Annotated in this window: 33 protein-coding genes, 1 tRNA gene and 2 pseudogenes; 29 read left to right on the top strand and 7 right to left on the bottom strand. The window is 38.6% G+C overall.

From position 1 onward, the window contains the following. Nucleotides 1–44 precede the first annotated feature (44 nt). The 14 genes and pseudogenes from mepA to J1G47_RS06150 all read left to right on the top strand — a co-directional run bounded on the left by mepA (nt 45) and on the right by J1G47_RS06150 (nt 11,006). Entirely contained in the window at nt 45–869 is an 825-nt protein-coding gene (mepA, locus tag J1G47_RS06220) for a penicillin-insensitive murein endopeptidase (RefSeq protein WP_075620992.1), read from the top strand. A gap of 7 nt (nt 870–876) precedes the next feature. Continuing rightward, complete coding sequence (locus tag J1G47_RS06215) at nt 877–2,799, top strand: DNA topoisomerase III (protein WP_075620991.1); 1,923 nt, start codon at nt 877–879, stop codon at nt 2,797–2,799. Between the two features lie 125 nt (nt 2,800–2,924). Continuing rightward, a complete protein-coding gene (gene secG, locus J1G47_RS06210) occupies nt 2,925–3,254 on the top strand; it encodes a preprotein translocase subunit SecG (RefSeq protein WP_010786936.1) in 330 nt (109 codons plus the stop codon). 13 nt (nt 3,255–3,267) lie between these two features. After that, nucleotides 3,268–3,353, top strand: a tRNA-Leu gene (locus J1G47_RS06205). Between the two features lie 196 nt (nt 3,354–3,549). Beyond that, the gene (locus J1G47_RS06200) at nt 3,550–4,191 is read left to right on the top strand and encodes an integrase arm-type DNA-binding domain-containing protein (protein ID WP_049753181.1); all 642 of its coding nucleotides are present in this window, start codon (nt 3,550–3,552) and stop codon (nt 4,189–4,191) included. A gap of 30 nt (nt 4,192–4,221) precedes the next feature. Then, a pseudogene (locus J1G47_RS06195) lies at nt 4,222–5,050 on the top strand (IS256 family transposase). A 389-nt stretch (nt 5,051–5,439) separates the two neighbouring features. Next, nucleotides 5,440–5,706: an antirepressor-like protein gene (locus tag J1G47_RS06190; protein WP_010786939.1), complete on the top strand. Its 267-nt coding sequence runs from the start codon at nt 5,440–5,442 to the stop codon at nt 5,704–5,706. A 10-nt stretch (nt 5,707–5,716) separates the two neighbouring features. Next, nucleotides 5,717–6,472 (top strand): phosphoribosyltransferase, encoded by a 756-nt coding sequence (locus tag J1G47_RS06185; protein ID WP_234924148.1) that lies wholly within the window; start codon nt 5,717–5,719, stop codon nt 6,470–6,472. 266 nt (nt 6,473–6,738) lie between these two features. Next, entirely contained in the window at nt 6,739–7,260 is a 522-nt protein-coding gene (locus J1G47_RS06175; RefSeq protein ID WP_005714627.1) for a phage antirepressor N-terminal domain-containing protein, read from the top strand. 124 nt (nt 7,261–7,384) lie between these two features. Next, complete coding sequence (locus J1G47_RS06170) at nt 7,385–8,305, top strand: DUF6651 domain-containing protein (protein WP_075605943.1); 921 nt, start codon at nt 7,385–7,387, stop codon at nt 8,303–8,305. Between the two features lie 11 nt (nt 8,306–8,316). Continuing rightward, nucleotides 8,317–8,649: a phage tail assembly chaperone gene (locus tag J1G47_RS06165; RefSeq protein ID WP_234799254.1), complete on the top strand. Its 333-nt coding sequence runs from the start codon at nt 8,317–8,319 to the stop codon at nt 8,647–8,649. 1 nt (nt 8,650) lies between these two features. Continuing rightward, nucleotides 8,651–8,977, top strand: coding sequence for a phage tail protein (locus J1G47_RS06160; RefSeq protein WP_012621722.1), 327 nt, complete (start codon nt 8,651–8,653; stop codon nt 8,975–8,977). Between the two features lie 76 nt (nt 8,978–9,053). Then, nucleotides 9,054–9,401 carry a hypothetical protein gene (locus J1G47_RS06155; protein WP_010786944.1) on the top strand — a complete coding sequence of 116 codons (348 nt, stop codon included), beginning with the start codon at nt 9,054–9,056 and terminating at the stop codon, nt 9,399–9,401. Between the two features lie 117 nt (nt 9,402–9,518). After that, nucleotides 9,519–11,006, top strand: a complete 1,488-nt coding sequence (locus J1G47_RS06150) for a DUF4041 domain-containing protein (RefSeq protein WP_010786945.1) — start codon at nt 9,519–9,521, stop codon at nt 11,004–11,006. Between the two features lie 53 nt (nt 11,007–11,059). On the opposite strand, the pseudogene J1G47_RS06145 reads toward J1G47_RS06150, so the two are convergent. Continuing rightward, nucleotides 11,060–11,530, bottom strand: a pseudogene (locus tag J1G47_RS06145) (IS256 family transposase); the annotation flags it as partial. Further along, complete coding sequence (locus J1G47_RS11825) at nt 11,497–11,679, bottom strand: hypothetical protein (protein ID WP_016528517.1); 183 nt, start codon at nt 11,677–11,679, stop codon at nt 11,497–11,499. The pseudogene J1G47_RS06145 and the gene J1G47_RS11825, both read right to left, overlap by 34 nt. A 20-nt stretch (nt 11,680–11,699) precedes the next feature. Here J1G47_RS11825 and J1G47_RS06140 point away from each other — a divergent pair, with 20 nt between their 5' ends. Together J1G47_RS06140 and J1G47_RS06135 are read left to right on the top strand one after the other, a co-directional pair. Next, the gene (locus J1G47_RS06140; protein WP_207326507.1) at nt 11,700–12,188 is read left to right on the top strand and encodes a hypothetical protein; all 489 of its coding nucleotides are present in this window, start codon (nt 11,700–11,702) and stop codon (nt 12,186–12,188) included. A gap of 9 nt (nt 12,189–12,197) precedes the next feature. Beyond that, on the top strand, nt 12,198–12,935 hold the full coding sequence (locus J1G47_RS06135) for a phage minor tail protein L (RefSeq protein ID WP_207326506.1): 738 nt from the start codon (nt 12,198–12,200) through the stop codon (nt 12,933–12,935). Here the strand turns inward: J1G47_RS06135 and J1G47_RS06130 are convergent. Further along, entirely contained in the window at nt 12,932–13,213 is a 282-nt protein-coding gene (locus tag J1G47_RS06130; protein WP_005714478.1) for a HigA family addiction module antitoxin, read from the bottom strand. The genes J1G47_RS06135 and J1G47_RS06130 overlap by 4 nt on opposite strands. Nucleotides 13,214–13,224: 11 nt before the next feature. Next, on the bottom strand, nt 13,225–13,503 hold the full coding sequence (locus J1G47_RS06125; protein WP_005714476.1) for a type II toxin-antitoxin system RelE/ParE family toxin: 279 nt from the start codon (nt 13,501–13,503) through the stop codon (nt 13,225–13,227). A gap of 70 nt (nt 13,504–13,573) precedes the next feature. On the opposite strand from J1G47_RS06125, the gene J1G47_RS06120 reads away from it, so the two are divergent. The 5 genes from J1G47_RS06120 to nanA all read left to right on the top strand — a co-directional run bounded on the left by J1G47_RS06120 (nt 13,574) and on the right by nanA (nt 16,981). After that, nucleotides 13,574–13,915 (top strand): C40 family peptidase, encoded by a 342-nt coding sequence (locus tag J1G47_RS06120; RefSeq protein ID WP_234923283.1) that lies wholly within the window; start codon nt 13,574–13,576, stop codon nt 13,913–13,915. A gap of 65 nt (nt 13,916–13,980) precedes the next feature. After that, the gene (locus J1G47_RS06115; protein ID WP_005714474.1) at nt 13,981–14,457 is read left to right on the top strand and encodes a hypothetical protein; all 477 of its coding nucleotides are present in this window, start codon (nt 13,981–13,983) and stop codon (nt 14,455–14,457) included. 222 nt (nt 14,458–14,679) lie between these two features. Next, complete coding sequence (gene nanQ / locus J1G47_RS06110; protein WP_010786952.1) at nt 14,680–15,150, top strand: N-acetylneuraminate anomerase; 471 nt, start codon at nt 14,680–14,682, stop codon at nt 15,148–15,150. A gap of 1 nt (nt 15,151) precedes the next feature. Continuing rightward, the gene (locus J1G47_RS06105) at nt 15,152–16,018 is read left to right on the top strand and encodes a MurR/RpiR family transcriptional regulator (RefSeq protein WP_012621719.1); all 867 of its coding nucleotides are present in this window, start codon (nt 15,152–15,154) and stop codon (nt 16,016–16,018) included. Between the two features lie 81 nt (nt 16,019–16,099). Continuing rightward, on the top strand, nt 16,100–16,981 hold the full coding sequence (gene nanA / locus J1G47_RS06100; protein ID WP_005714470.1) for an N-acetylneuraminate lyase: 882 nt from the start codon (nt 16,100–16,102) through the stop codon (nt 16,979–16,981). Nucleotides 16,982–17,044: 63 nt separating this feature from the next. Here nanA and J1G47_RS06095 read toward each other — a convergent pair whose 3' ends face one another. Further along, a complete protein-coding gene (locus J1G47_RS06095; protein WP_207326505.1) occupies nt 17,045–18,232 on the bottom strand; it encodes a BaiN/RdsA family NAD(P)/FAD-dependent oxidoreductase in 1,188 nt (395 codons plus the stop codon). A gap of 71 nt (nt 18,233–18,303) precedes the next feature. Here J1G47_RS06095 and J1G47_RS06090 point away from each other — a divergent pair, with 71 nt between their 5' ends. Further along, nucleotides 18,304–19,200 (top strand): DMT family transporter, encoded by an 897-nt coding sequence (locus J1G47_RS06090; protein ID WP_160433651.1) that lies wholly within the window; start codon nt 18,304–18,306, stop codon nt 19,198–19,200. 102 nt (nt 19,201–19,302) lie between these two features. Here J1G47_RS06090 and J1G47_RS06085 read toward each other — a convergent pair whose 3' ends face one another. After that, nucleotides 19,303–20,493, bottom strand: a complete 1,191-nt coding sequence (locus J1G47_RS06085) for an amino acid aminotransferase (RefSeq protein WP_005712565.1) — start codon at nt 20,491–20,493, stop codon at nt 19,303–19,305. A 250-nt stretch (nt 20,494–20,743) separates the two neighbouring features. On the opposite strand from J1G47_RS06085, the gene J1G47_RS06080 reads away from it, so the two are divergent. The 4 genes from J1G47_RS06080 to folC all read left to right on the top strand — a co-directional run bounded on the left by J1G47_RS06080 (nt 20,744) and on the right by folC (nt 23,645). Further along, nucleotides 20,744–21,013 carry an AbrB/MazE/SpoVT family DNA-binding domain-containing protein gene (locus J1G47_RS06080; RefSeq protein WP_021114881.1) on the top strand — a complete coding sequence of 90 codons (270 nt, stop codon included), beginning with the start codon at nt 20,744–20,746 and terminating at the stop codon, nt 21,011–21,013. Next, complete coding sequence (locus J1G47_RS06075; protein ID WP_232422211.1) at nt 21,013–21,369, top strand: type II toxin-antitoxin system PemK/MazF family toxin; 357 nt, start codon at nt 21,013–21,015, stop codon at nt 21,367–21,369. Before J1G47_RS06080 ends, J1G47_RS06075 begins: the two co-directional genes overlap by 1 nt. An 87-nt stretch (nt 21,370–21,456) precedes the next feature. Further along, nucleotides 21,457–22,347, top strand: coding sequence for an acetyl-CoA carboxylase, carboxyltransferase subunit beta (accD, locus tag J1G47_RS06070; RefSeq protein ID WP_207326504.1), 891 nt, complete (start codon nt 21,457–21,459; stop codon nt 22,345–22,347). Continuing rightward, nucleotides 22,347–23,645, top strand: coding sequence for a bifunctional tetrahydrofolate synthase/dihydrofolate synthase (gene folC, locus J1G47_RS06065; protein ID WP_207326503.1), 1,299 nt, complete (start codon nt 22,347–22,349; stop codon nt 23,643–23,645). The genes accD and folC overlap by 1 nt, the downstream gene beginning before the upstream one ends. Before the next feature lie 43 nt (nt 23,646–23,688). Here folC and J1G47_RS06060 read toward each other — a convergent pair whose 3' ends face one another. Beyond that, entirely contained in the window at nt 23,689–24,006 is a 318-nt protein-coding gene (locus J1G47_RS06060; RefSeq protein ID WP_005712575.1) for a DUF496 family protein, read from the bottom strand. A 215-nt stretch (nt 24,007–24,221) separates the two neighbouring features. Here J1G47_RS06060 and J1G47_RS06055 point away from each other — a divergent pair, with 215 nt between their 5' ends. The 3 genes from J1G47_RS06055 (at nt 24,222) to J1G47_RS06045 (ending at nt 26,410) form a co-directional block, all read left to right on the top strand. Next, on the top strand, nt 24,222–24,863 hold the full coding sequence (locus tag J1G47_RS06055; protein WP_005712577.1) for a glutathione S-transferase N-terminal domain-containing protein: 642 nt from the start codon (nt 24,222–24,224) through the stop codon (nt 24,861–24,863). 1 nt (nt 24,864) lies between these two features. Continuing rightward, nucleotides 24,865–25,272: a ClpXP protease specificity-enhancing factor gene (locus J1G47_RS06050; protein WP_012621715.1), complete on the top strand. Its 408-nt coding sequence runs from the start codon at nt 24,865–24,867 to the stop codon at nt 25,270–25,272. Nucleotides 25,273–25,450: 178 nt separating this feature from the next. Next, a complete protein-coding gene (locus J1G47_RS06045) occupies nt 25,451–26,410 on the top strand; it encodes an ABC transporter substrate-binding protein (protein WP_005712580.1) in 960 nt (319 codons plus the stop codon). Nucleotides 26,411–26,465 lie beyond the last annotated feature (55 nt).

Genomic DNA, 26,465 nt, shown 5'->3' with positions numbered 1-26,465 from the left:
GAGATTACCATACATATTAAATTAGTATAGGTCTGGAGAAGAAAATGAAATTGATTAAAACCGCCTTTGTTTCAGGTTTAGCACTCTTATCCGCCACCGCTTTTGCAACCCAATGGGAAAAAATCCGCACGCCTGTGGTGGGTAAGGCTCAATCCATTGGGAGATATAGCAACGGCTGTATTATTGGCGCTCAACCGCTTGCATTAAAAGGCGAAGGCTACCAAGTTATTCGTTCTGTCAAAAATCGTTACTACGGACACCCTCAATTATTAAGCTACTTAAAAACCTTAGCAAAAAATGCTAAAGCATCAGGCATTCCACCGATTTTAATTGGGGATATGGGAATGCCTGCTGGGGGGCGTTTTTCTTCTGGACACGCTAGCCATCAAACGGGGCTAGATGCCGATATTTGGCTTCGTTTTGGCCCAATGGACGATGAAACAGCTCGAAATCCAGCTGGTTTAGCGACCATTATGGTTGATCGTAAGACTAACGTAGTAGATGAACGTCTATGGACGGCAAACCATACAAAACTACTCAAACTTGCCGCTTCAGATCCAAGAGTTGATCGCATTTTTGTCAATCCAGCGATTAAAGTGAAACTCTGTAATACCGCAGGAACGGATCGCAACTGGCTACGCAAAATTCGTCCGTGGTACGCCCACGACTCGCATTTTCACGTTCGTTTAACTTGCCCTGCAGATGCGGCGAACTGTGAAAATCAAGCTCCAGTGCCTGCTGGCGATGGCTGTGGTGAAGAACTTTATTCTTGGTTTGAGCCTGCACCGCCATCAACAACACCAAAAGCAAAAACTATTCCACAACCGCCACAACTTTGTCAAATGCTCTTATCATCACAAGGTCTATAAGCAACTTATGCGTTTATTCATTGCAGAAAAGCCAAGTTTAGGGCGTGCGATTGCTGATGTATTGCCGAAACCCCATACCCGTGGGGACGGCTTTATTCAGTGTGGCGAAGACAATGTGGTCACTTGGTGTATCGGTCACTTGTTAGAACAAGCCGAACCCGATGTTTATGATGAACGTTTTAAAATGTGGCGAATGGAACATTTGCCGATTATTCCTGAGCAGTGGAAACTGATCCCCAAAAAAGAAACGCTTAAGCAGTTTAAAGTGGTAGAGCGTTTAATTAAACAAGCGGATATTTTAGTCAATGCAGGCGACCCTGATCGTGAAGGGCAACTGTTGGTGGACGAAGTTTTTGGCTACTTAAATTTATCCCCTGAGCGTAAATCCCAAATTCAACGGTGTTTGATTAGTGATCTCAACCCTAATGCCGTCAAAAAAGCGATTGAAAAATTGCAATTTAACCGAGATTTCGTACCGCTTGCTACATCGGCTTTAGCGCGTGCAAGGGCAGATTGGCTATATGGGATCAATATGACCAGAGCCTATACGCTACAAGGGCGTTGGGCAGGTTATAAAGGCGTGCTTTCCGTTGGGCGTGTACAAACGCCCGTGTTGGGCTTGATTGTTCGACGGGATCTTGAGATCGAAAATTTTATCCCAAAAGATTATTTTGAAGTGTTGGCAAATGTGGTTGTCCCTGAAACCCAAGAGCGTTTTCAAGCACAATGGCAACCCAGTAAAGCCTGCGAAGATTATCAAGATGAAGATGGACGAGTGCTTTCTCGCCCACTTGCTGAGAATGTGGTAAAACGTATCACGGATCAAGCCGCTTGCGTTACCGAATATCAAGATAAAATGGAAAGTGAAGCAGCACCACTCCCTTATTCACTCTCAGCCTTGCAAATTGATGCGGCTCGCCGTTTTGGCTTATCTGCCCAAGATGTGCTTGATGTTTGCCAACGGCTGTATGAAACCCATAAATTGATTACTTACCCTCGTTCCGACAACCGTTATTTGCCGAATGAACATTTTGCCGATCGCCTAAAAGTGATGGCGGCAATTGTTCATCATTTGCCTGAGTATGCACAAAAGCCCAATGCGGTTGATCCGAATAAGAAAAACCGTTGCTGGAATGACAGTAAGGTAGAAGCTCACCACGCCATTATCCCGACGGCACGTCAAGGGCGGCAAGTTCACTTAACTCAGAATGAACAGTGGATTTATCAGCTTATTGCTCGACAATATTTAATGCAATTTTGCCCTGACGCAGAATATCGTAAAGGAAAAATTGTGTTAAATATCGCAGGGGGGACTTTTATTGCTCAAGCTAGAAACTTGGTTGTCGCAGGTTGGAAGTCTTTGTTAGGCAAAGAAGATAATGATGAAATCGTTGAACCTTTGCTACCTGTGGTTAAAAAAGATCAGCAGTTATGGTGTGAAAGCGGCGAGATCGTCAGCAAAAAAACACAGCCCCCACGCCATTTTACTGATGCGACCTTGTTGTCAGCAATGACGGGTATTGCTCGCTTTGTACAAGATAAACAGCTCAAAAAAGTGTTGAGAGAAACCGATGGCTTGGGTACAGAAGCCACCCGAGCTGGCATTATTGAATTATTATTCAAACGTGGTTTTTTAATCAAAAAAGGCAGAAATATTCATAGTACAGAAGCAGGGCGAACCTTAATTAGTGCCTTGCCAGATGTTGCAACACAGCCTGATATGACAGCTCACTGGGAAATGCAACTAACAGACATCAGCAAAAAACAAGCCAGTTATCAACAATTTATGGCAGATTTAAACCAGCGTTTGCCAAGTTTATTAAGCTCTCCAAACAAGCAGATTTTGCAAAGTTTGGCGAAAATAACACCGCTTACAACAAGTTCTAAATCACGTTATACCCGTAAATCTACGCAAAATGTTGAAAAATAAACCGAATACACAGAAATTAATAAAATCCGCTTGCAAGGAAAAGTAAAGATAGCTATTATTTACGCCATCGAAAGTTAATTCCGCAACCTGCGGAATTTTATTTTGAACAGATTAAAGAGAACACAATGTTAATTAATATACTGACTATTGTTTATCTCGTTGTTGCAATCTTCCTCGTTGGCTTTATTTTAATGCAACAGGGTAAAGGTGCAGACGCTGGTGCTTCGTTTGGCGCTGGTGCAGCTGGAACGGTATTTGGTTCAGCTGGTTCTGCAAACTTTTTATCAAGAACAACAGCGATTTTAGCGATTATCTTTTTTAGCGTAAGCCTCGTTATCGGCAACTTAAATTCACAAACTGCAGCACCAAAAAGCCAATTTGAAGATTTAAGTAACGTAGAGCAAAAACAAGAAGTTGCTCCGGCTAAAACAGAAAATAGCGATATTCCTCAATAAAAATAGAATTTACGCTCTGGTGGTGGAATTGGTAGACACGCTATCTTGAGGGGGTAGTGTCCAGAGGATGTGCGAGTTCGAGTCTCGCCCAGAGCACCATTTGACTTTACGTAGCTGTTCGTAGCTTATCGTAAAAACTAAATAAAGCCTTGAATATCAATGATTCAAGGCTTTTTTCTTATCTTTTTATATCGTAATTTATCGCTACCTATCTCACATTTTAGTAACACAGTTAGTAACACAGAACAATCTCGTGTTACTATCCAAAAACCGTTTAATTGTTGGGAAAATACTCATGGCAAGAAAATTCACACGATTATCAGCAATGGAAATTAAAGAAGCTAAACCCAAAAATAAAGAATATAGTCTGCATGATGGGGATGGTTTACTATTAAGAATTAGACCTACTGGAAGTAAAACTTGGCTCTTTAATTATTCAATCCCATTTACAAAAAAGCGAACTAATCTAAGAATTGGCTCTTTTCCTGAAATTTCACTGATTCAAGCTCGTGCGAAACGTGAAGAATTTAGGGCTTTACTTGCTCAAAACATAGATCTACAAGCAGAGAAACTTAGACAACAAGAAGAAGCTCAAAGCCAAATTAGAGATACTTTCTATTCAGTCTCAACAAGCTATTTCAACGGTATTTACAAACAGAAAGCCAAAAATGCAGAAACACGTGAAAATAATTGGACTAGATTAGAAAATCATATTTTTCCTTATATTGGAGAAAAGCACGTATCAGAAATTACGGTAAGAACTTTAGTACAAGTTTATGAAAAAGCTGCTAATCGTAGTAATACTTTGAAAAAAGTCCATCAACTTGTCAGCGTTATCATGGATCATGCTGTTACAAAAGGAATCATAGAAAGCCATAACTGCAGATTGGCTATTAAAAGAGCCTCTCCCACAATTTGTGTAAATACCTGTTTCTGAGATAATACATTCAGACACAGGTATTTTATTATGAACGAAAAACAACTTCACGCCTTGGCAGCGGAATTTGCCAAAAATCTAAAAACACCGGAAGACCTCAATCAATTTTCACGGATGCTCAAGAAAATCACCGTCGAGGCTGCGTTAAATGGTGAACTGACCGACCATCTTGGTTATGAAAAACATCAGCCTAGAAAAGGTAAAAATGCACGTAACGGTTACACATCTAAGACCGTCATTTGTGATGAAGGTGAGATAGAAATTGAGACGCCTCGTGACCGTGATTGGATTGCTGAAAATGAAGGTGCGAAGTTCTGGGCGAATGTGCTGACAGAGCTTCAAAATCGAGGTTTAAAAGGCTTCCCGGAAGCCATCAATGCAGTTCCTAAAACGAAGATTCAGCTTTGCATTGTGCATTTAGTGCGTAACAGCTTGAAATTCGTTTCGTGGAAAGATTACAAAGCCGTCACCGCAGATTTAAAGCAGGTTTATCAGGCCCCGACGGAAGCACAGGCTCGCGAAAATCTGACCGCACTTTCGCAAAAATGGCAGGCAAAATACCCGCTTGTGGCGAAAGGCTGGGAAGATAACTGGGCAAATATTACCACATTTTTTGATTATCCGGCTGATATTCGTAAAGCGATTTATACCACGAATGCCGTGGAATCGCTTAATAGCGTGATTCGTCGCGTGATTAAAAAACGAAATGTATTCCCGACGGATGATTCAGTTTTCAAAGTGATTTGGCTTGCGATTAAAGATGCATCAAAAAAAATGGACAATGCCGATTCAGAACTGGAAACTGGCGATGAATCGATTTATGATTGATTTTGGTGATCGCCTAGACGATCACCGTTAAGTTGAAATGGGTGTTTACACAGAATTTGGGATAGGGTCTAATATGGATCTAAGTCGTCTAGCAAAAGTCACTGAAAAAGATATTGTAAGACAGCAGAAATATCAGCAAGCTAAACTATTTCTACTAACCTAGCCTAAGCGCTAGGTTTTTTTATACCTAAATTTCAACTAAACCGCTTATACAGCAATGTGTAAGCGGTTTTTTTATACCTGTAAGATAGGAAAGTACACCCGAAAGCGGTTTGTTTCTCTCGCTTACCGTTTCTTACAGGCTCTTTTAGCGAGAGTAAGAGAGAATATATATGAAGAAGGAAATCAATTTACTAAAAGTTCCATTTTTTTGGTACAGAATTGTTGTTAGTAGAACACGATGAGCAACCATATGTTGTAATGAAAACTATCACAGAAAGTATTGGTCTTTCGTGGCAAGGTCAGCACGAAAAATTAGTTGAGCATTTTGGGAAAGGTATCAAGGAAATCTTGATACCTACAAATGGCGGTTTGCAACTAATGATTTGTATGAATTTACGCAAGTTTCCAGCTTGGTTATATTCTTTGCAACCTAAAAAAGTTTCTGATCCTATCAAGAGAGCTAAAATCATCTCATTCAAAGAGGAATGTGATTACATTTCGGGATATGTTGAATCAGAGTGGTAGACCGTTGACTTTGGCAAATTTAAATGCAAAATTTAATACTCAAGATGGAGTAATAAAACAAATGCGTTCAAATTGGTCAGACGATTTCCCCGATACAGTTATAGATAGAAAATTAGGTGATGCAACATCTCACCCTCTTTATGAATTAGCTAAGAAGGGGGATATTGATGCGGCTTATCATTTAGCAAAAGATCTTGTTTCAGATGAAGCAATTGAGAAATTGCGTAAAATCATCGCTGGTCGGAATGTTATTATTGTTCCAGTTCACGCTGAAGAAGCTGTTGGTAGAAATATGATTCCTGTAGCAACTGCTACAGTGCTAGCGAAGAAATTGAATGTAAAAGTCGATCTTTCCATTGTTCAAGCAACTAAGGTTTCTAGAACAGCAGGTGATGGTTGGCATAGATTGATTTATTCCCCTGCATTTGATGGAGAATATCCTAAAGGTCAACTGGCTATTATTCTCGATGATACTCAAACGCAAGGCGGTACATTAGCCAGCCTTAAAGGGTATATTGAGCAACAAAATGGCAAAGTTGTTGGTGCTTATGCTTTGACAGGAAAACAATATTCTGTACAATTACGATTATCTAAAGAAACACTGAATCAATTGAGGGAAAAATATGGCAGTATTGAACACTGGTGGACAGAAGAATTTGGCTATGATTTCTCAAAACTCACAGAATGGGAAGCGAGATTTATCCTCAATTCACGTAAGACAGCTGACGAAGTCAGAAATACAATCATTGCGAGAAAGCAAGCGTGAAGCCTATGAAAGAATGATGAAATTAAATTAAGTAGAGCTATTTCCGTTGTAGCTCCCTTTCTCATTTTGTGGAGCTACAATTATTAACCTAGCCTAAGTGCTAGGTTTTTTATACCTAATTTCAACTAAACCGCTTATACAGCAATGTGTAAGCGGTTTTTTATTGCCTGTAAGATAGAAAAGTACACTCGACAAGTAGCGTTTGTGTCTCCCACTCGCTATTTCTTACAGGTTTCTTTTTAGTGGGAAGAAACTAGGAGGCATTTATGCAAGCATTAAAAGCAAAATTCTTTGGTTCAGAAATTTTAGTCATCAATCATAACAGCAAGCCTTATGTGCCGATGAAACAGATTGTAGAAAATATCGGTTTAGTCTGGCACGCACAATTCGAGCGATTACAGCGCAATGAGGTTCTTTCGCAAGGTATTCGTGTTATACGAATACCTTCAAATGGTGGTGAACAAGAAGCGGTTTGTTTACCATTGCACTATCTCAATGGGTGGCTATTTGGGGTCAAAGTTTCCAAAGTTAAGCCAGAATTAAAAGAGAAACTTATTCGTTATCAAAAAGAATGTTATGAAGTGCTTTGGGATTACTGGACTACGGGCGTAGCGAAGTGGGATGAAATTCGACAACGGCGAGAAGTTCTAGAAGAAAATGAAAACGCATCAAAAAAACGCGCAAGCGAAGCAGGACGAGCATTACAAAAACGAAAATTAGAAAAGCATACTTATGAAATTGGTATAGCACGGCTAGATAGAATGGAACAGTTATTACTTGATATTTAAGGTGTGATTATAACGATCGCACCTTTTTTATTACATGAAAATTAACCGCACTTTCGCAAGATCGTGCGGTTTTTATTATCCACGTTTCGGAAGAAACACAAACTTACTTAGGAAGGAAATCCAAATGAAATTAAAACTTGATGAAAAAGGCAATGTTGTGGTTGTAGATGGTAAACCTGTGTATACCCACGATGACGGGAAGGAAATCCCTTTTGATGCACCGCAAGCAATGCAAAAAATTTCTTCGCTCAATGCTGAAAACAAACAACACCGTGAGGCTAAAGAGAAAGCGGAAGCAGAACTCAAAAAGTTTGACGGGATTGATGATGTGGCAAAAGCAAAAGAAGCCTTAAAAACGGTGGAAAACCTTGACGCTAAAAAACTGATTGATGCAGGTGAAGCGGAAAAGGTTAAACAAGAAGTGATTAAGGGTTATGAGCAAAAGCTGGCAGATGCCAAAGCGTTAGCAGAGAAAGTGCAAGGTCAATTGCATACTGAGTTGATCGGCGGCTCATTCGCTCGCTCTAAGTTTGTCACAGAGAAATTGGCAATGCCTGTTGATGTGGCTCAAGCGTTCTTTGGTAAGCATTTTAGCATTGATGAAAACGGTGCAATTTTGGCAAAAGATGCGCTTGGCAACGAAATTTTCAGTCGAGTGAAACCAGGGCAACGTGCGGATTTTGAAGAGGCGTTAGAGGCTTTAGTGGATGCTTACCCTAACAAAGATTCTATTCTAAAAGGCTCTGGCTCAAGCGGTGGTGGCGGTGGTGCAGGCTCTCCCGCTGGCAAACAATTTAAACGTAGCCAAATGACCCCTGAAGAGATGAACAAGTTTATTCAGGAGCACGGTCGTGAGGCATATCTTAATCTACCTATCGAGTTAGCATTAAATCGTATGGTTGGTTGGGAAAATGTGGAATTTGGCGACAAAAAAGAACTGCCATTCACGGAAGAAAACGCCCGAATGTTATTAACGGAATGTGATTGGATTATTGAACAAGTCCTTGAACATTCTAACGATTTGGGAAAGTTCTTGAAGAGCTAATTGATGATTTGTTGGCATACGCTAAAAAAGAATTTGAATTAGACAAAAAGCCAAAAGATTCTAATTGCACCTTGCGAGAACATCTTTTGGCTATTCAAGAGCAGACGGGCAGTGTTCCTGAAGAGCTTGAGAATATCGAAATTAGCCCAGCGATAAGTTATCTGCTGGGCTTTTTTTATGAATTATCTCTTTCTCGACAGTCAGGTATGGGGCTTTGTCCTATTACTTATACTGAGATTGAAGCGTGGAATAGACTGTTTCAGAGAGATTTAGCAGTATGGGAAATCAAAGTAATTAAACAGCTTGATGTGATTTTTCTGAATGTACAAAATGCGGAGATTTAGTGTGGAAACCTTTAATTTTGCTCCCGATTGGGGAATGCAACTTGCTAAGAAACCTGATGTAATCAGGCTTAAATTTGGTAATGGATACGAGCAAGTATCGCCCAAAGGATTAAATCACAATCTCCGTGTTTATGATGTTTCTTTTAGTGGCACAGAAGAGCGCATTAAGCAAATAGATGTATTTTTAGATAGACACGGTGGGTATAAATCGTTTTTATGGACTCCGCACGGCTCAACACAAGGAAAATTTCGTTGTGATGAATGGAAAACAAACCAACAACAAGGCTTTTGGACGCTTTCGGCACAATTTAGAGAGGTGATTTTGTAAATTTGTGATCTGCTTCATAGAAATGTTAAGGTTACTCAGTAAACATAACTAACCTTTATAAAGTAGGAACTGTAATATGAGAAAATTATTAATAGCTTGTTTTAGCTTTGTAATGGTTGGATGCTATTCAATTAGCGAAATTGAAAAGACGACACCATCTAATAGCTTTATTGCAAATAAAACCCTAGAAGAATTTAGTAATTGCATTCGTATGGAATGGGGTATGCAAGTTTCAGGTATTCAAGAAATGAACATCCCTAACGGTAAACGTTTTTTTAAAGCAGATATGGGGTATGTAGGATTTCTGATCAATATTAAACAAAAAGATGAACGCCATATTCAAGTTGAATCATTCATTCCAAGTAGTGATTGGGCTGTTATACCTAAAAGATTAAAAGAAGCAACAGAAAGATGTAGAATATAAAAACATCAGGTAAAGGCAGGTGTCAAATGAGTGAATATTGTGAGTAAAATCATAGAAATGCTTTTAGAAAGAATATATGATTTGGAAACTGTTTAATTAACTGAGGTTTAATCAATTATGGGACTTGCAGAAATTTTATTCCTTTTGGTAGGGATAATAATCGGCTTTTTTACTTCATATTTTATTTTTAAAAGCAAATTACAAAATTTAAAAGCTATTGTTAAGAATGAAATCAAAGATGAGGTTATCAATTCGTTAAAAGATGAAATTAATACATTAGAGCAGAAAAAAGCAGAAGAAAACCAATCATTAGATGAAATGATTAAATCTATTTCGGAAATTCAAGAAAAATATATCGCTGAGACAAATAGATTAAAGGTGTTACAAGATAAGATTGTTACTTATGATGCTCAAATGGCACAGTATGGTGAAAGCCTAACTATTCAGGAAAAAATCAAAGAACAGAAAGATAAACTAAAACGGTTGATCTCCGAAGTGATGAAATATGAAGACGTACTTGCTATGCAAGAATTCGGGTTATATCGACCAAGCTTTGATTTTGACACGTCTGAGAAATTTAAGCAGGAAATTATCTCCATTCGTGAGGAACAAAAACAACAAGTAACTTTAGAAATAGCTTGTATATGTAGTACACCTTGGACTGTTGATGGTTCAAGAGCAAAAGGTCTGGCAATGGAGAAAAATGCTATTAAATTAGCAATTCGCTCGTTTAATAATGAGTGTGATGCAGTCATTGCAAAAGTAACCTTTAAGAATGTAAATCAATCTATTGAGCGAATAAGAAAATCATTTGATCAAATTAACAAATTGAATGCTAGAAACGATATTACGTTAGAAAATAGCTATCTCGAGTTAAAGATTAAAGAACTGAAAGCTACTTATGAATATGCATTAAAAAAAGAGGAAGAAAGAGCTGAACAGCAACGAATTAAAGATGAAATGCGAGAAGAATTGCGTGTTCAGAAAGAGTTGGAAAAAGCAAGGTTAGATGCTGAAAAGAAACAACGTGAATACGAAAAAGAGCTGGAATATACTAAAAAACTGTTAGAAAAAGACGCCCAAAATTCTAAATTAAGAGAAAAACTTGCAAAATTAGAAAAAGATTTGCAGAAAGCTATTGAGAATGGACAAAGAGCGATTTCACAAGCTCAATTAACGAAGTCTGGACACGTTTATGTTATTTCCAACATTGGTTCGTTTGGTGAAGATGTTTATAAAATAGGAATGACTAGACGGTTAGAGCCCTTGGATCGTATTCGTGAATTGGGCGATGCAAGTGTACCATTCTCTTTTGATGTACATGCAATGATATATAGTAATAATGCTCCAGAATTAGAGCGTGAACTACATAAACTCTTTGCAGATAAACAAATAAATAGAGTAAATCCTAGAAAAGAGTTCTTCAAAGTGCCATTACTTGAGATAAAAGAGCAAGCTGAAAAATTAGGGTATGAAGTAGAATTTACTATGTTGGCTGAGGCTAAAGAATATTTAGAATCTTTATCTTTAGAAAAAGAAGGTAAATTTACATCACTATCTGAGTCGCAATATGAAGATATTGATGAAATGATTGAGTCAATTTAATCTAAATTAAGAGAGGACCCTATCCCAAATTCTGTGTAAACACCCATTTCAACTTAACGGTGATCGTCTAGGCGATCACCAAAATCAATCATAAATCGATTCATCGCCAGTTTCCAGTTCTGAATCGGCATTGTCCATTTTTTTGATGCATCTTTAATCGCAAGCCAAATCACTTTGAAAACTGAATCATCCGTCGGGAATACATTTCGTTTTTTAATCACGCGACGAATCACGCTATTAAGCGATTCCACGGCATTCGTGGTATAAATCGCTTTACGAATATCAGCCGGATAATCAAAAAATGTGGCAATATTTGCCCAGTTATCTTCCCAGCCTTTCGCCACAAGCGGGTATTTTGCCTGCCATTTTTGCGAAAGCGCGGTCAGATTTTCGCGAGCCTGTGCTTCCGTCGGGGCTTGATAAACCTGCTTTAAATCTGCGGTGACGGCTTTGTAATCTTTCCACGAAACGAATTTCAAGCTGTTACGCACTAAATGCACAATGCAAAGCTGAATCTTCGTTTTAGATAACCAAGATGGTCGGTCAGTTCATCATTTAACGCGGCCTCGACGGTAATTTTCTTGAGCATCCGTGAAAATTGATTGAGGTCTTCTGGTGTTTTTAGGTTTTTGGCAAATTCCGCTGCCAAGGCGTGAAGTTGTTTTTCGTTCATAATAAAATACCTGTGTCTGAATGTATTATCTCAGAAACAGATATTTACACAAATTGTGGGAGAGGCTCGCCAATGCGGCTGCTCAGCCATTCCCTGCAAATATTGCAGCGATGGCAACAGTAGCATCTGAAACTGCAAGCATTATTTCTACTATTCAATCTGTTTCATTAAGCGGTATGGCTCACTCTGGTATTGATAGCATACCAAAAGAAGGAACGTGGTTGCTTGATCGTGGTGAGCGCGTTGTTGATAGTCGTACTAACCAAGATTTAAAAGCCTTTTTAGCAAATCAAGGAAACCGAAATCAAGCATCGGGTAAATCATCTGTAAATGTCAAAATCATCAACAATGGTAATGCAGTAGATGCCAAAGTTTCACAAGAAGAAACGCCAGATGGAACTCACATCACAGTGGAATTATTAAAAACAATGAGAGGTATCGCAAGGGACGAAAGTCAGAAAGCGATTACCAATAATTTTGCTCGTGCGGGCGGTCAATTTAGAAGATAGGAGTATGTAATGCCCAAAGCCCTACCCCAAAAAATGGCAAACGAACTGCCAAAACTTGAACAAAATGCCTTGATTGAACTGTGGGAAATTGATTTAAGGCATATCAGCAGTAATAGCGACCAAACACGAAAAGGGGAGTTGTTACGCTTTCACAATGGCTTAAATCAAGGTCAGCAGAATGTTTGGTGGCAAGGTAATGAGTACCAAGCCTATCCAATTCAAGCGGACGGTTTTGAGATTAGCGGTCAAGGTCCGAGTAATCGACCAACTTTAACAATCTCAAACCTGTACGGCATTGTCACCGCATTAGCCGCAGATTTCGGGCAAGGGATTGGGGCGAAAGTGACCCGTCGTTTAGTTTACGCTCAATTCCTTGATGCACGAAATTTCCCTAACGGACGAAACTCACAAGCCGATCCGACACAGGAAAGTGTGAGTTTGTTCATCATTGAACAGCTAAAAAGCCTAAATGATGAAGTGGCGACATTTGAGCTGGCTTTACCCGCAGAAACAGATAATGCACGCATACCGTTGCTGATGATTACATCTGATACTTGCATTTGGCCATATCGTTCTGCGGAGTGTGGCTATACAGGCGGACCAGTTGCCGATGAAAAAGATAATCCGACAACCGATCCGAAAAAAGACGCTTGCTCTCACTGTTTGCGTGGGTGCAAGCTGAGATTTGGGGCTAACGCCATTTTGCCGTTTGGTGGCTTTCCAAGTACGACGCAGTATGGGGCTTAAGCAAATAGCGGTTCTATGTGAAATGTAGCACGCTGTTCTAATTGCCACAAATCAAAATCTGCTTGCATACCTAACCATAATTTTGGTGTGGTATTAGGCAATAGCTGACTTAAACGGAGTGCCATTTCAGGGGTAATCGCTGATTTTTCATTGATAATACGAGATAGACAGACACGAGTGACACCAAGTTGTTTAGCAATTTGAGTAATGCTAGTGTCGGCATTATCTAGGTATTCTTTTAGCAACAAGCCTGGATGTGGTGGGTTAAACATTCTCATTCTTCAGCTCCTTAATGATAATCTTGATAATCCACAATTTCTGCGTGACCGTTTTCAAATTTAAAGGTTAAACGCCAGTTTTTATTGACTTTGACACTCCAATGCCCAACAAGATTACCTTGTAATGGGTGTAAATCCCAACTAGGGAAGTTCATTGCAGAAACAGTTTCAGCGTTCTCTAGTGTCGCAAGTTGAAGACGCAATTTAGAAGCGTGATTAGCTTGAATACCTGCTGTTGAACCTGTTTCAAAAAATAGCTTTAAGCCTTTATGTTTAAACGAGAGAATCATTGTGGGTATCCTTTTTGTATACAGTAAGTATACACTTAAATCTTAAGTTGTAAATAGGTTGTGTACAATAATGCAAAATATCTCTTTTACAGAACAAATTTTATATCACGCCACACGCTCAAAACTGCATGAAAGTTGCGGTTTTGTCGTTTCTAAGGGCGGTGAGTTACGTTATTTCCCTTGTGAAAATGTTGCTGTCGATCCGATTAATCATTTTGAAATCTCGCCCGATGATTGGATTCGGGCGGAAAGTGTGGGGGAAATTGTGGCGGTTGTTCATTCGCACCCTGATTCGGACACGGAAAAGGGCTTGCCGTATTTATCGACGGCTGACCGTGAATGCCAAGTGCGGTTAAATCTGCCGTTTGGGTTGGTGTGTAGTGGCAAGTTGCAAAAATTCCGCCCAATCTAGAGATATTAGATTTAAATAGTTTACACCAGGCATTACAAATTGATATAAACCGTTATATTTCATTTTTGGATCAAAAGCCTAACATATTAGAAAAAATAGATGCTGATAATTCAGAGGAAGAAATAATTGAGCGACCAATTTATCTAAGTTTTGTAAGTCCACAAAGTCAATCTATAACAACAGGGTATTTTGCAGAGGCTTTTTCCTACACCCAGGGTATAACGCCTAGCAAGGCTGTTGAATTACTTCACAGTACCATTATTGATGAATTTAGAAAAAATGAACAACTAAAACATCATAAAACTCTCGAAAAATTATCGATTTCTTTAGATCGATTTTATGAAACCTATAAAAATAAAGTGATCAAACTTGAGGATATAAAAGCTGTTATTATTCAGGCTATTCCTACTCAGTTACACCATCAAGCAACCCGTATTGCGAATAAAATTATCAACAAATTAAATGGAGAAAGTCATTTGATTTGTCCCAATGATTGCCTTGGCTACGCTAATAGCATATCTCATTTTAACAGATCCTCATAATCTGACGGCTTGCCAATAAAAAACTATGATATAGGGAATAAGGCTCTGTTGTGTACAATTATTCTTTTAAATCAAGTAAATTGTGATTTACCTCTCATTTTTTAGGTTTATACCTTGTCATTTGGTCGAGAAAGTTTTACTCTATGGAGTATATTTTCTTTTATGCTATTTTTTATGGAGTAATCTTTTCATTTAATGTGCGGTGAAACATTAGGAGGCTATATGTTATTAGGTGATCTTTCTCGTGATGATTATATTCTTTCACTTCCGCCTGTCTTTGCAAGACTATGTACTAAACTTAAAACCCTTGATTTAGTTAATCTGCCACTAGGTTGGCAAGATTTAGAAGAGGGAGTAAGAATGAATGTGATGGAATTTGAAACCTCTTCCCCAGAAGGAAAAAAAGCGGAGCTCCATCGTAAATTTATTGATATTCAATTGTTGATCTCAGGTGAAGAGGCGATTGAATACAGTTTAGCCTATCCTAACTTAGCACTTTATGATGAATATCGTGATGAGGACGATTATCAGCTTACACCAACCTTAGAACATAAAAATGTTGTAATTTTAAAACCTAATATGTTTGCTATTTTCTTACCTTATGAGCCACACACACCAGGCAATTTTGTGACCGAAAGTAAGCCATTGAAAAAATTAGTGGTGAAAGTGCCAGTGGAGATGATAGGAGGCTAGAATGTCAGCCCGAGGTAAAATTCTAGATACGATTGGTGCGTTACAAAATAGTTTAACTAAAACAGAGAAAAAAATTGCGACGGCGATTTTATCTCAGCCCGATCTATTGAACCAATGTTCTTTATCTAAAGTGGCAAATCAATTAGATGTCGGCGAAGCAACCTTTATTCGTTTTTGTCGAACATTGGGATTTAAAGGTTATACAGACTTTAAACTCGATCTTGCCATTGAATTGGCTACTCAGCAAAAAGAGAGTAGTACGTTGTTAGATACGTACGTTGCGGAAACTGATACACCTAAAGAAATTGCAATTAAGTTGCAGAATACGCTGAATAATGTGATTGCAGAAACCGTCAATCTACTCGATTATGCAGAGCTAGAAAAAGTGGTGGAAGAATTGCGTAAAGCAGATCGTATTTTCTTATTTGGTGTAGGTTCATCAGGTCTAACAGCAGAAGACGCTCAGCACAAATTAATGCGAATTGGGCTACACGCGGCTGCTGTGACAAATAACCATTTTATGTATATGCAAGCAGCCTTGCTGAAAAAAGGAGACATTGTTATTGGCATTAGCCATTCTGGTTATTCAGAAGAAACGACAAAAGCCCTAAAAATATCAAGAGACAATGGGGCAAAAACGGTTGCTATTACCCATAATTTACGTTCGCCTATTACGAAAGAAGCGGATTATGTGTTAATCAATGGTAACCGTCAGGGGCATATGCAGGGGGATTCAATTGGTACAAAAATGACCCAACTTTTTGTACTGGATTTAATTTATGCCTTGTTAGTGAAAGCTGAACCAGAAAAAGCGATTCAACAAAAACAGAAAACGTTGAGTGTTATTTTAGATCAACGGCTTAAATAAACTACAAGCGGTAGGTTTTAGAAAATTTTTTGTGAAACTGACCGCTTACCATTTTTATCCATATTAAATAAGGAAACCCATATGAAAAATTTAAAAGGTATTTTCAGTGCATTATTAGTTTCTTTTAATGCAGATGGCACAATCAACGAAAAAGGTTTACGCCAAATTATCCGTTACAATATCGACAAAATGAAAGTCGATGGCTTGTATGTAGGTGGTTCAACAGGTGAAAACTTTATGCTATCAACGGAAGAGAAAAAAGAGATCTTTCGTATCGCAAAAGATGAAGCGAAAGATGACATTGCATTAATCGCTCAAGTCGGTAGCGTAAACTTAAAAGAAGCGGTAGAACTTGGTAAATATGCAACAGAATTAGGCTATGACAGCTTATCTGCAGTAACACCATTCTACTACAAATTCAGCTTCCCAGAAATCAAAAACCTCTACGAAACCATTATTCGTGAAACAGGTAACAAAATGATTGTTTACTCTATCCCATTCTTAACAGGGGTAAACATCGGCGTTTCACAATTTGCAGAACTGTTCCAAAATGAAAAAATCATTGGTGTAAAATTCACCGCAGGCGATTTCTACCTGTTAGAACGTTTACGCAAAGCGTTCCCGAACCACTTAATCTATGCAGGTTTTGATGAAATGATGTTACCTGCAACCGTATTAGGTGTAGATGGTGCAATCGGTAGTACCTTCAACGTCAACGGTATCCGTGCTCGTCAAATTTTTGAATTAGCCCAACAAGGCAAAATCAAAGAAGCGCTTGAAATTCAAAATGTGACTAACGATTTAATCGAAGGCATTTTGGGTAATGGTTTATATCAAACCATCAAAGGCTTATTGAAAGAAGAAGGCGTACAAGCAGGTTACTGCCGTGAGCCAATGACGAAAGAATTGAATGCACAACAAAAAGCGGTTGTGAAAGAATTAAAAGCAAAATATCTTTCATAAGTAACCCTCCTATAAATATTGATAGTTTTTGTAGAAGATCAGAATTGATCTTCTACAAATGTTTCATTTACTTTTTACCCCTTCCGCACAAGCAAATGCCGACGACCACGCCCATTGGAAATTATAGCCGCCGAGCCAGCCTGTCACATCAAGCACTTCACCGATAAAATATAAACCCTGAACGTTTTTCGCTTCCATTGTTTTGGACGAAATATAATCGGTATCAACGCCACCCATTGTGACTTCAGCGGTGCGGTAGCCTTCAGTACCATTAGGTAAAAACTGCCAGTGATGAATAAAGTGATCTAAAAAGGCAAGATCAGCTTTGTTCAGTTCAGCGATAATCTGATCTTTGATCATCTGTTGCTCAATCCACAGTTCGACTAGTTTTTTCGGTAAATAGCGGGATAATACGGTTTTTAACTGCAATTTCGGCGAAGATTGACGCAGTTCGTTCAAAATATCAAGGATAGAATTGGACGGTAATAAATCAATTTCTACCGTTTCACCCAAATCCCAGTAGTTTGAAATTTGTAGAATAGCAGGCCCAGATAAACCACGATGGGTAAACAACATCTGATTGCTAAAGGTTTTGTTACGGTTGCTTACGCTAACGGGTAAAGCGATACCGGATAAGGTGGCAAAAATCTTATCGTTTTCTTTCCAAGTAAACGGCACAAGGCTTGCACGAACAGGGATAACGGGAATACCAAACTGCTCGGCAATTTTATAACCTAATGGGCTTGCCCCTAAGCCAGCCATTGACAAACCGCCTGTAGCAATAATCAGATTTTCCGTCTGATAGCTTTCGCAAGCGGTCTGAATGTGGAAAAAATTTGCAGATTTTTCGATGGAACTGACCGCTTGTCGAAGCCGAATATCTACGTTGCCTTTCTCACATTCGGCTTGTAGCAGATCGACAATCTGTTGCGAGCTTTCATCACAGAACAGTTGCCCCAACTCTTTTTCGTGATAACAGATGCCATAGCTTGCCACCAGCGAAATAAAATCCCAGTTGGTATAGCGAGCCAGTGCTGACTTGACGAAATGGCGATTTTGGCAAATATAATGGTTGGGAGTGACATCTAGATTGGTAAAATTACAAAAGCCACCGCCCGACATTAAAATCTTCCGCCCGATTTTTTTGCCGTTATCTAGCACCAGTACCGATTTTCCCCCTTGCCCGATCTGTGCCGCACAAAATAAACCTGCCGCTCCAGCACCGATGATGATTGCATCAAATTGTTTCATATCGCCCTTTTTGTTTGAAATTATTGTGGTTACCGCTAAAATAGCGTATCTCTCGCTATTTTATACCGATTATGCTAAAAAATCCCCTGATCCTTAATCTTCTTTATATACTTGCGATTGGATTAAATATTGTCTTTCTTCGCTATTTTAGCCTACATATTGATGCGTTAAACAATAATGGGGTGCGATTTACGGTTGGCGGAGTGGTGCTACTTGGATTAGTTTGGTTAAAGCACCGCTATGATTTGCGTAAATTAATCGAAACACCTAAATTAGCATTGATAGGTATGCTGATGGGCGTGATGATGTGTGGCAATATGTACTTTTGGCTGAGAGGTGTGGCATTAACTAATGCAGTGACTGCGTCTGTTTCAGGGGTGTTAGCAATGCCTTTTGGGATTGCAGTCGCTGGGATTTTCTTTCAAGATGAACGACAAAAACTCAAAAGCAAAACCTTTTGGTTCGGAAGTTTATTGACGATTTTAGGGGCTTTGGGCTTTGTTTGGTATGGAAAGCAGATCGAAGTAGGGGAGTATTTTATACTGGGTTCTTTTTTCTTGTTGCTTTCTATTTTAATCCGTAACGTACAAAATTTATTGGTGAAACTCGTTAATCACCATATAAGTGTAGTGACATTAAGTTTTCTCACCTCATTTACTGCCGGTATATTGAGCCTCTTATTTAGCCAACAAAGCGGCAAATTGTCCGAACTCAACCAAATTTCAACTTTTCTTCTAGTTAGCCTGATTTTAGTCGGTATTTATGCCATAGGCGCAGGTATGGTACTGGCTTTTCACGTTATTCAGAAACAAGGTATCATTACTTATCAAATACTTGAATTATTAATGCCGATCTCAACCGCATTTATTGCTTATCTGCTCCTAGGTGAAACCATTTCATCAATGCAACTTGTGTTTGCAGGGATTGTGATTGTTGGGGCGAGTATGGCATTGGGGTTATTACATTAAAGGAAAAGAGAGAGTAAATTATATTATTCTCTCCTGAAAAACTACGAGCATAGCAGACAAAAATAATTAAAGTATAAAGGCTTGTCTACTATGCATTTAAAATTAAAGTACTTTTACAATCGCTTCACACAATGCGTCGATATTATCTTCGGTAATACCTGCCACATTGATACGGCCTGAACGCACTGCATAAATCGCAAATTCATCGCGTAAACGATCCACTTGTTCAGGGGTTAAGCCACTAAACGAGAACATACCGTTTTGTGCAATGATAAAATCGAAGTTTTGAGTTGCACCTTTCTCTTTCAACAATGCCACAAATTTTGCACGCATCTCTTTGATACGGTTACGCATTTCAGCCAGTTCTTCAATCCAGTTAGCTTTTAATTGTGGATCAGCTAACACTGTCGCAACGGCACTTGCCCCGTGTGAAGATGGGTTAGAGTAGAGTACACGAATAATCGATTTTACTTGGCTGAACGCATTATTTGCCACTTCTGCACTATCTGCAACTAAGGTAAATGCCCCAACACGCTCGTTGTATAAACCAAAGTTTTTAGAGTAAGAGCTTGCCACTAACACTTCACGGTGATTTTTCACGAAGGTGCGTAAGCCAAAGGCATCTTCCTCTAAGCCGTTTGCAAAGCCTTGATAAGCAAAGTCAAATAATGGCAACCAACCTTTTTCCGCAGACATATTGGCTAAGATTTGCCACTGTTCTGGGGTTGGGTCAATCCCTGTTGGGTTGTGGCAGCAACCGTGGAAAAGCACGACATCGCCTTTACCTGCTTGGCTTAAATCTGCAATAAGATTATCCCAATCTAATGCTTTAGTTTCTTTATTGTAGTAACGATATTCTTTAATATTGATACCCACTGCGTTGAAAATTGCATTGTGGTTTGGCCAAGTTGGGGTTGAAATCCATACGTTTTGTGTATTGGTTTGGCGTTTAACAAATTCTGCCGCAATGCGTAACGCACCAGTACCGCCAAGGCTTTGTGCCGTTTTAGCACGTCCAGAGGTAATTACTTCCGCACCTGCCCCGAATAATAACTCTTGGGTTTGTGCATTGAAATCAGCAATACCGTCAATCGTTAGGTAATTTTTGGTATTCTCTTTAGCCAGTAAACGCGTTTCTGCTTCTTTTACCGCTTTAACGATAGGCGTTTGCCCCTTCGCATCTTTATAAACCCCAATCCCTAAGTTGATTTTCTCAGGGCGAGTTTCTGCTTTAAATGCTTCGCCTAAACCTAAAATTGGATCGGCTGGTGCTGCTTGAATGTGGTTAAACATTGACATAGTTTTCCTCTTAATATGTGTTTGCAAATAGGTGGATTTATACGAGGATTTATACCTTTTGGCAAGGGGCAAGCGGTGATTTTTAGTAAATTATTTGCGAATAGAATAAAAATGTAAATATTCCAAGCTACGATATTCTTTTTACAGTTTGAACAAGCAGAAATAAATTAGCACACAATCATCACTTGAATGTGAGATAAATTGCTCTATAATGTTGCACAAAGTAACACTGAGAGAGGTAGTTATGCAAGCGACATTAAGACAACAAGGTGGGGCCGCTGTCTTGACTGTACCAATGGCAATATTGCAACAAATGGGGTGGCAAATTGGTCATAAAGTCAATTTGGAGACAAGGGGAGAAAGTGTCATACTCACCCCTATTAAGCGTCAAGCACGAGGTCGTAAGACAGTTGCAGAATTGTTAGCAGGTATTGATAGTCAAGAAGTTGCGGAGTTGAATACAACAGTGGCAGAATTTTCCCAATCTCAACCCACTGGGAAAGAAGTATGGTAATGCGTGTTCCGAAAAAAGGAGAGATTTGGTATGTTGATCCGAATCCAACGAAAGGTCACGAGCTTCGCTCTCCTCATTATTTTATTGTGGTATCGGACGAATTATTGAATCAAGCATTAGGCACAGCAATTTGTTGCCCAATATCTGCGGGTGGCAATGCGGCTCGTTCGCAGAATATAACTGTTGTACTTGATGGTAGTAGTACAGAATCAGGTAAGGTAACAGGTGTTATTTTATGTCACCAAGTAAGAGCCTTAGATTTAAAAGAACGCCAAGCTAAGTATGCGACTAAAGCAGAGGATTATTTAATTGACGAAGTCATTATGAAATTAGTTGACTTAATTGATCCACAATAAAACATCTAGGGCTATTTTACATATGTATTTTTATATAATTTTATGTTTTAATACGCTCAATTTTCTCAACACAATTAAGGTGTAACAATGAGCTGGATTGAAAAAATTTTAGGAAAAACGTCCTCATCATCAAGTGGTAAATCAAAAATTCCAGAGGGCGTTTGGACAAAATGTACAAGTTGTGAGCAGGTTCTTTATAGCGAGGAACTTAAACGCAATATGCAAGTTTGCCCAAAATGCGATCATCATATGCGTATTGATGCGCGTACACGTTTATTATCCCTTTTAGACCAAGATACTGCTGAAGAATTAGCGGCAGAGCTTGAACCACAAGATGTGTTGAAGTTTAAAGATCTGAAAAAATATAAAGATCGTTTAAGTGCGGCTCAAAAGCAAACGGGTGAAAAAGACTCTTTCATCGTAATGTATGGCAAGTTGTATGATATGCCTGTGGTTGTTGCTTCCTTTAACTTTGAGTTTATGGGCGGTTCAATGGGATCTGTCGCTGGAGCAAAATTTGTTCGTGCGGCAGAAAAAGCATTAAGCGAGAATATTCCGTTTATCTGTTTCTCTGCGTCAGGCGGGGCTCGTATGCAGGAAGCATTATTTTCATTAACGCAAATGGCAAAAACCAGTGCGGTGTTGGCAAAAATGAAAGAAAAAGGCGTGCCGTTTATCTCTGTTTTAACAGACCCAACTTTAGGCGGTGTGTCGGCAAGTTTGGCAATGTTAGGCGATATTAATATCGCAGAGCCTAAAGCCTTGATCGGTTTTGCTGGTCCACGAGTGATTGAACAAACTGTGCGTGAGAAATTGCCAGAAGGCTTCCAACGAAGTGAGTTCTTAATGGAAAAAGGGGCGATTGATATGATCGTACACCGCAAAGAAATGCGTGATACCCTTGCTCGTTTACTTGCGAAAATTACTCATCAGCCGACGCCATTTAAAACGGGCGAACTTGTTGCAGAAGAAGTGTAATGAACGCATTAATTTCACCAAAAGCCACGGATTCATTGGAAACGTGGCTTTCCTATTTAGAAAAAAGCCATTTCAAACCGATTGATATGGGCTTGGAACGTATCCGAAAAGTCGCGGAAGAATTGGATTTACTCAAGCCAGCCCCTTATGTGATTACCGTTGCAGGTACAAACGGCAAAGGTTCAACCTGCAAATTGCTAGAAATGGCGTTATTAAAAGCAGGTTTAAAGGTAGGGGTCTATTCATCACCACACTTAATCCACTATAACGAACGTGTGCGTATTCAAGGACAAGCGGTCGGAAATGCTGATTTAATTACAACTTTTGACTATATTGAACAGCACAAATCAGCCTCTTTAACCTATTTTGAGTTCGGTACTTTAGCAGCGTTAGATCTGTTCCGTAAGGCAAAGATTGATGTAGCGATTTTGGAAGTAGGATTAGGTGGGCGTTTAGATGCCACAAACATTGTCGATCCTGATTTTGCGGTAATCACTTCGATTGATATTGACCACGTTGAGTTTTTAGGCGATAACCGTGAAGCGATAGGTCGTGAAAAAGCAGGGATTTTCCGTCCAAATATTCCTGTGGTTATTGGCGAGCCTGATTGCCCCCAAAGTATCTTAGACTATGCAAAAGAGTTGCAATGTCACGTTTTTAGACGAGATATAGATTGGACATTTTCAGCAGAATCTGACTGCTTGCAATGGCAATCGAAAACCAAATCTTTAACTGTTCCACTGCCTAAAATTCCACAGCCAAACTGTGCCACAGCTTTAGCGGTTTTAACTCAGTTACCTTTTGAACTCAGTGATGAAATTCTTGTTCAAGCGGTCGAAGAGGCGAAGATGACAGCGCGTTTTCAATTATTAGGCGAACAAGATTTTGCAACTTTTTCACAAAATAGACCGCTTGCACAGGTGATTATTGACGTTGGACATAACCCCCACGCAGCACGTTATTTATCGGATCGTCTTGCAGAATGGGTTCAACCTAACCGCAAAATATATGCAGTGTTTAGTGCATTGGTTGATAAAGATTTATCGGGTATCGTTGAGCCTTTGGAAGAGTTGATTGACGAATGGTATTGTGCTGGGCTACAAGGTTATCGTGGGCAACGTGGCACAGAGGTAAAAAGTAAATTACTTACTGCCTTACCAAACGCCAAAGCCGTTGCCTATGAAAATGTTATTGAAGCAAGCCAAGTTCTTTTTGAAACAGCGAACGAACAAGACATTATTCTTGTGTTTGGTTCATTTCATACTGTTGCAGATTTTGTGATGTGGATTGAACAGTAGGATATGAAAAACGGTAAGTTTGGCGACTTACCGTTCTGTTCATTTACTTTTTACTAGAATGTTCAGCCATTTTACGTCTAATTTCTCGACGTTCTTTAGAAAGTTCAGCATTACGGATAGCATAATCATCAACTCGGTTTTCATAGTCATCTCTCATGTTACCTATGATTACACGTATGTCTTGGATAGACATATTGTCAGTAATGTACTGATTTAGATTATCAAGTAATAAAATACGCTTTTGATTATCACGGATTTTGCGATCATTATCTGCTGTTTCACGTAATAATTTATTTTTTAAACGATAAAGATGCACATAATCTAGCATATCTTGAAATGATTGTTTTTTGCTATTTTCCATCTATAGTTCCTCTATTTTGATAAAAGATTCCTGTTATGCTAGACGTTTTATACTCTATCGTCAAAAGGTTTATATAAAAATTTTCAAGAAGTTGCTCTAAATCAATCCTAAGTAAAGGATATAGGATAAGAAAAATAGCACTGTTATTTAACAGATAATCTATGCTAAAATCGGAAGATCGAATATTGAGAAAATTTAAATATTGGGAGAAATAAATGATGAGTGCAAATAAACGTTCTGTTCCGACGCTTTTTTCTACTAAAACAGATATTTATAGTCATCAAGTACGTATCGTTTTAGCTGAAAAAGGCGTTGCTTATGAAATTGAAAATATTTTACCAGGCACAATTTCGGAAGATTTAATTGAAGTCAATCCTAGAGGTACTGTGCCAGTGTTGGTTGATCGTGATCTCATATTATCAAATGCACGAATCATTATGGAATATCTTGATGAACGATTTCCTCACCCGCCATTAATGCCTGTTTATCCTATACTGAGAGCTCAATGTCGTTTAAATATACATCGTATTCAAAATGATTGGTTCTCTTTAATTGATTTTATTGAACGTGATCCAACTACAGCTGAAGCTCAAAGAGCATTAAATCAGCTACGCGAAGAAGTATTAGCATTAGGTCCAGTATTTTCAGATTCTGATTATTTTTTGAGTGAAGATTTTAGTCTAGTTGATTGCTATGTAGCCCCTTTATTGTGGAGAATGAATACTCTAGGTGTAGAATTTAATGGGGCAGGCTCAAAAGCGGTTAAAGCATATATGAATAGAGTTTTTAAACGAGATAGCTTTGTGCAATCTATTGGAGGTAGTACACCCAAAAATTTAATGGATGATAAAGACTGATATGAAACCTTTAAGACCTTATTTATACCAAGCCTATTATAATTGGATTTTAGATAATGAAAATACCCCATATTTATTAATAAATTCGGAGTACGTAGATACAGATGTTCCCCAAGAATTTGTGCGTGATGGTAAAATTATCTTAAATATTTCTCCCCGCTCTATAGGACAATATGTTGTTACTGATGAAGCAATTAGTTTCAATGCAAGATTTCAGGGAATTACTCGTGGAGTTTATATTCCATTCGGTGCTGTCGAGGCTATTTATGCACAGGAAAATGGTGACGGTGTAATGTTTCAAGAAGAAGCTTTCTATCAAGAAGACACATATTTAGATAGAGTAAATAGAGCGCAGTCACTCAAAAAAGTTACTAAGAAAAAATCATCTCATTTAAAGTTGGTTAAATGAGTTATCTGAGGGGGAAATAGTGCATTCCCCCTTCTGTCTAGTTTAAAAAACAAACGTTTATTATATTATTTCCTTATTTCGATTAGAATTTTCTTGCAATAGTATATTAATTTTTATATCCTTATTTGTACTATTTTAATAGTACATTAATACATCAAGTTAAATTAAGGAAATTCATATGAAATTGAGAAAAACAATTCTTTTTTCTGCACTTGCTGCTTTCGCATTTAATGCATCTGCGCAGGATAAAATCCATAATGTTGCAATTACTGCAATTGTAGAGCATCCTGCATTAGATACTATTCGACAGGGTGTTATTGAAGAACTCGCTAGAGAAGGCTTTGTTGATGGAAAAAATATTAGTATTAATTTCCAATCTGCTCAAGGTAGTACATCAACTGCAGCTCAAATTGCACGTAAATTTGTAGGTGATAAAACAGATATTATTATTCCTATTACGACACCAAGTGCTCAACCTGTTGTTGCAGCAACACGTTCAATTCCTATTGTATTTTCAGGTGTAACAGATCCTGTAGCTGCCAAGCTGATTAAATCTTGGGAACCAAGTAAAACAAATGTAACGGGTATTTCAGATCATAAACCAATTGAACCACAATTGGCACTAATCCAAAAACTAGTACCAAATATTAAAGCTCTCGGATATGTTTACAGTGCAGGAGAGGTAAATTCAGCTGTTGTGTTAGAAGAATTAAGGAATGCAATAAGAGGTTCTAATATTGAGATTATGCCTGTAGCTGTGCAGCGTAGTGCAGATATTGGCACAGCTGCTCGTAGTTTAAGTGGAAAGGTGCAAGCTATTTATATTACAGAAGATAATGCTGTAGTATCTGCCTATGAAGCATTACACAAAGCAGCACTTGAAGCAAAAATTCCTGTTATTGCTGCGGATAAAGACACTGTAAAAAGAGGAGCTCTAGCTGCTTACGCAGTGAATCAATATGATATTGGTGCAGAAACAGGTAAAGTTGCAGCAAAAATCCTCAGAGGCGAAAAAGCAGGTAATATCGCAACCCAGTCTGTAAGTAAAATGGAATTATCCATTAATCAAAAAACAGCAAGACAACTGGGACTTTCAATACCAGAATCATTGCTTCAAGAGGCAAAAGAATTATTCTAACAGAGGCTGTATATCCTAAAGAATAATATATTGGGCTGTATAACTGACGTATTTA

It is taken from the genome of Glaesserella parasuis (genome assembly GCF_017352235.1).
Classification (GTDB): domain Bacteria; phylum Pseudomonadota; class Gammaproteobacteria; order Enterobacterales; family Pasteurellaceae; genus Glaesserella; species Glaesserella parasuis.
This window is presented reverse-complemented; position numbering and strand designations above follow the sequence as displayed.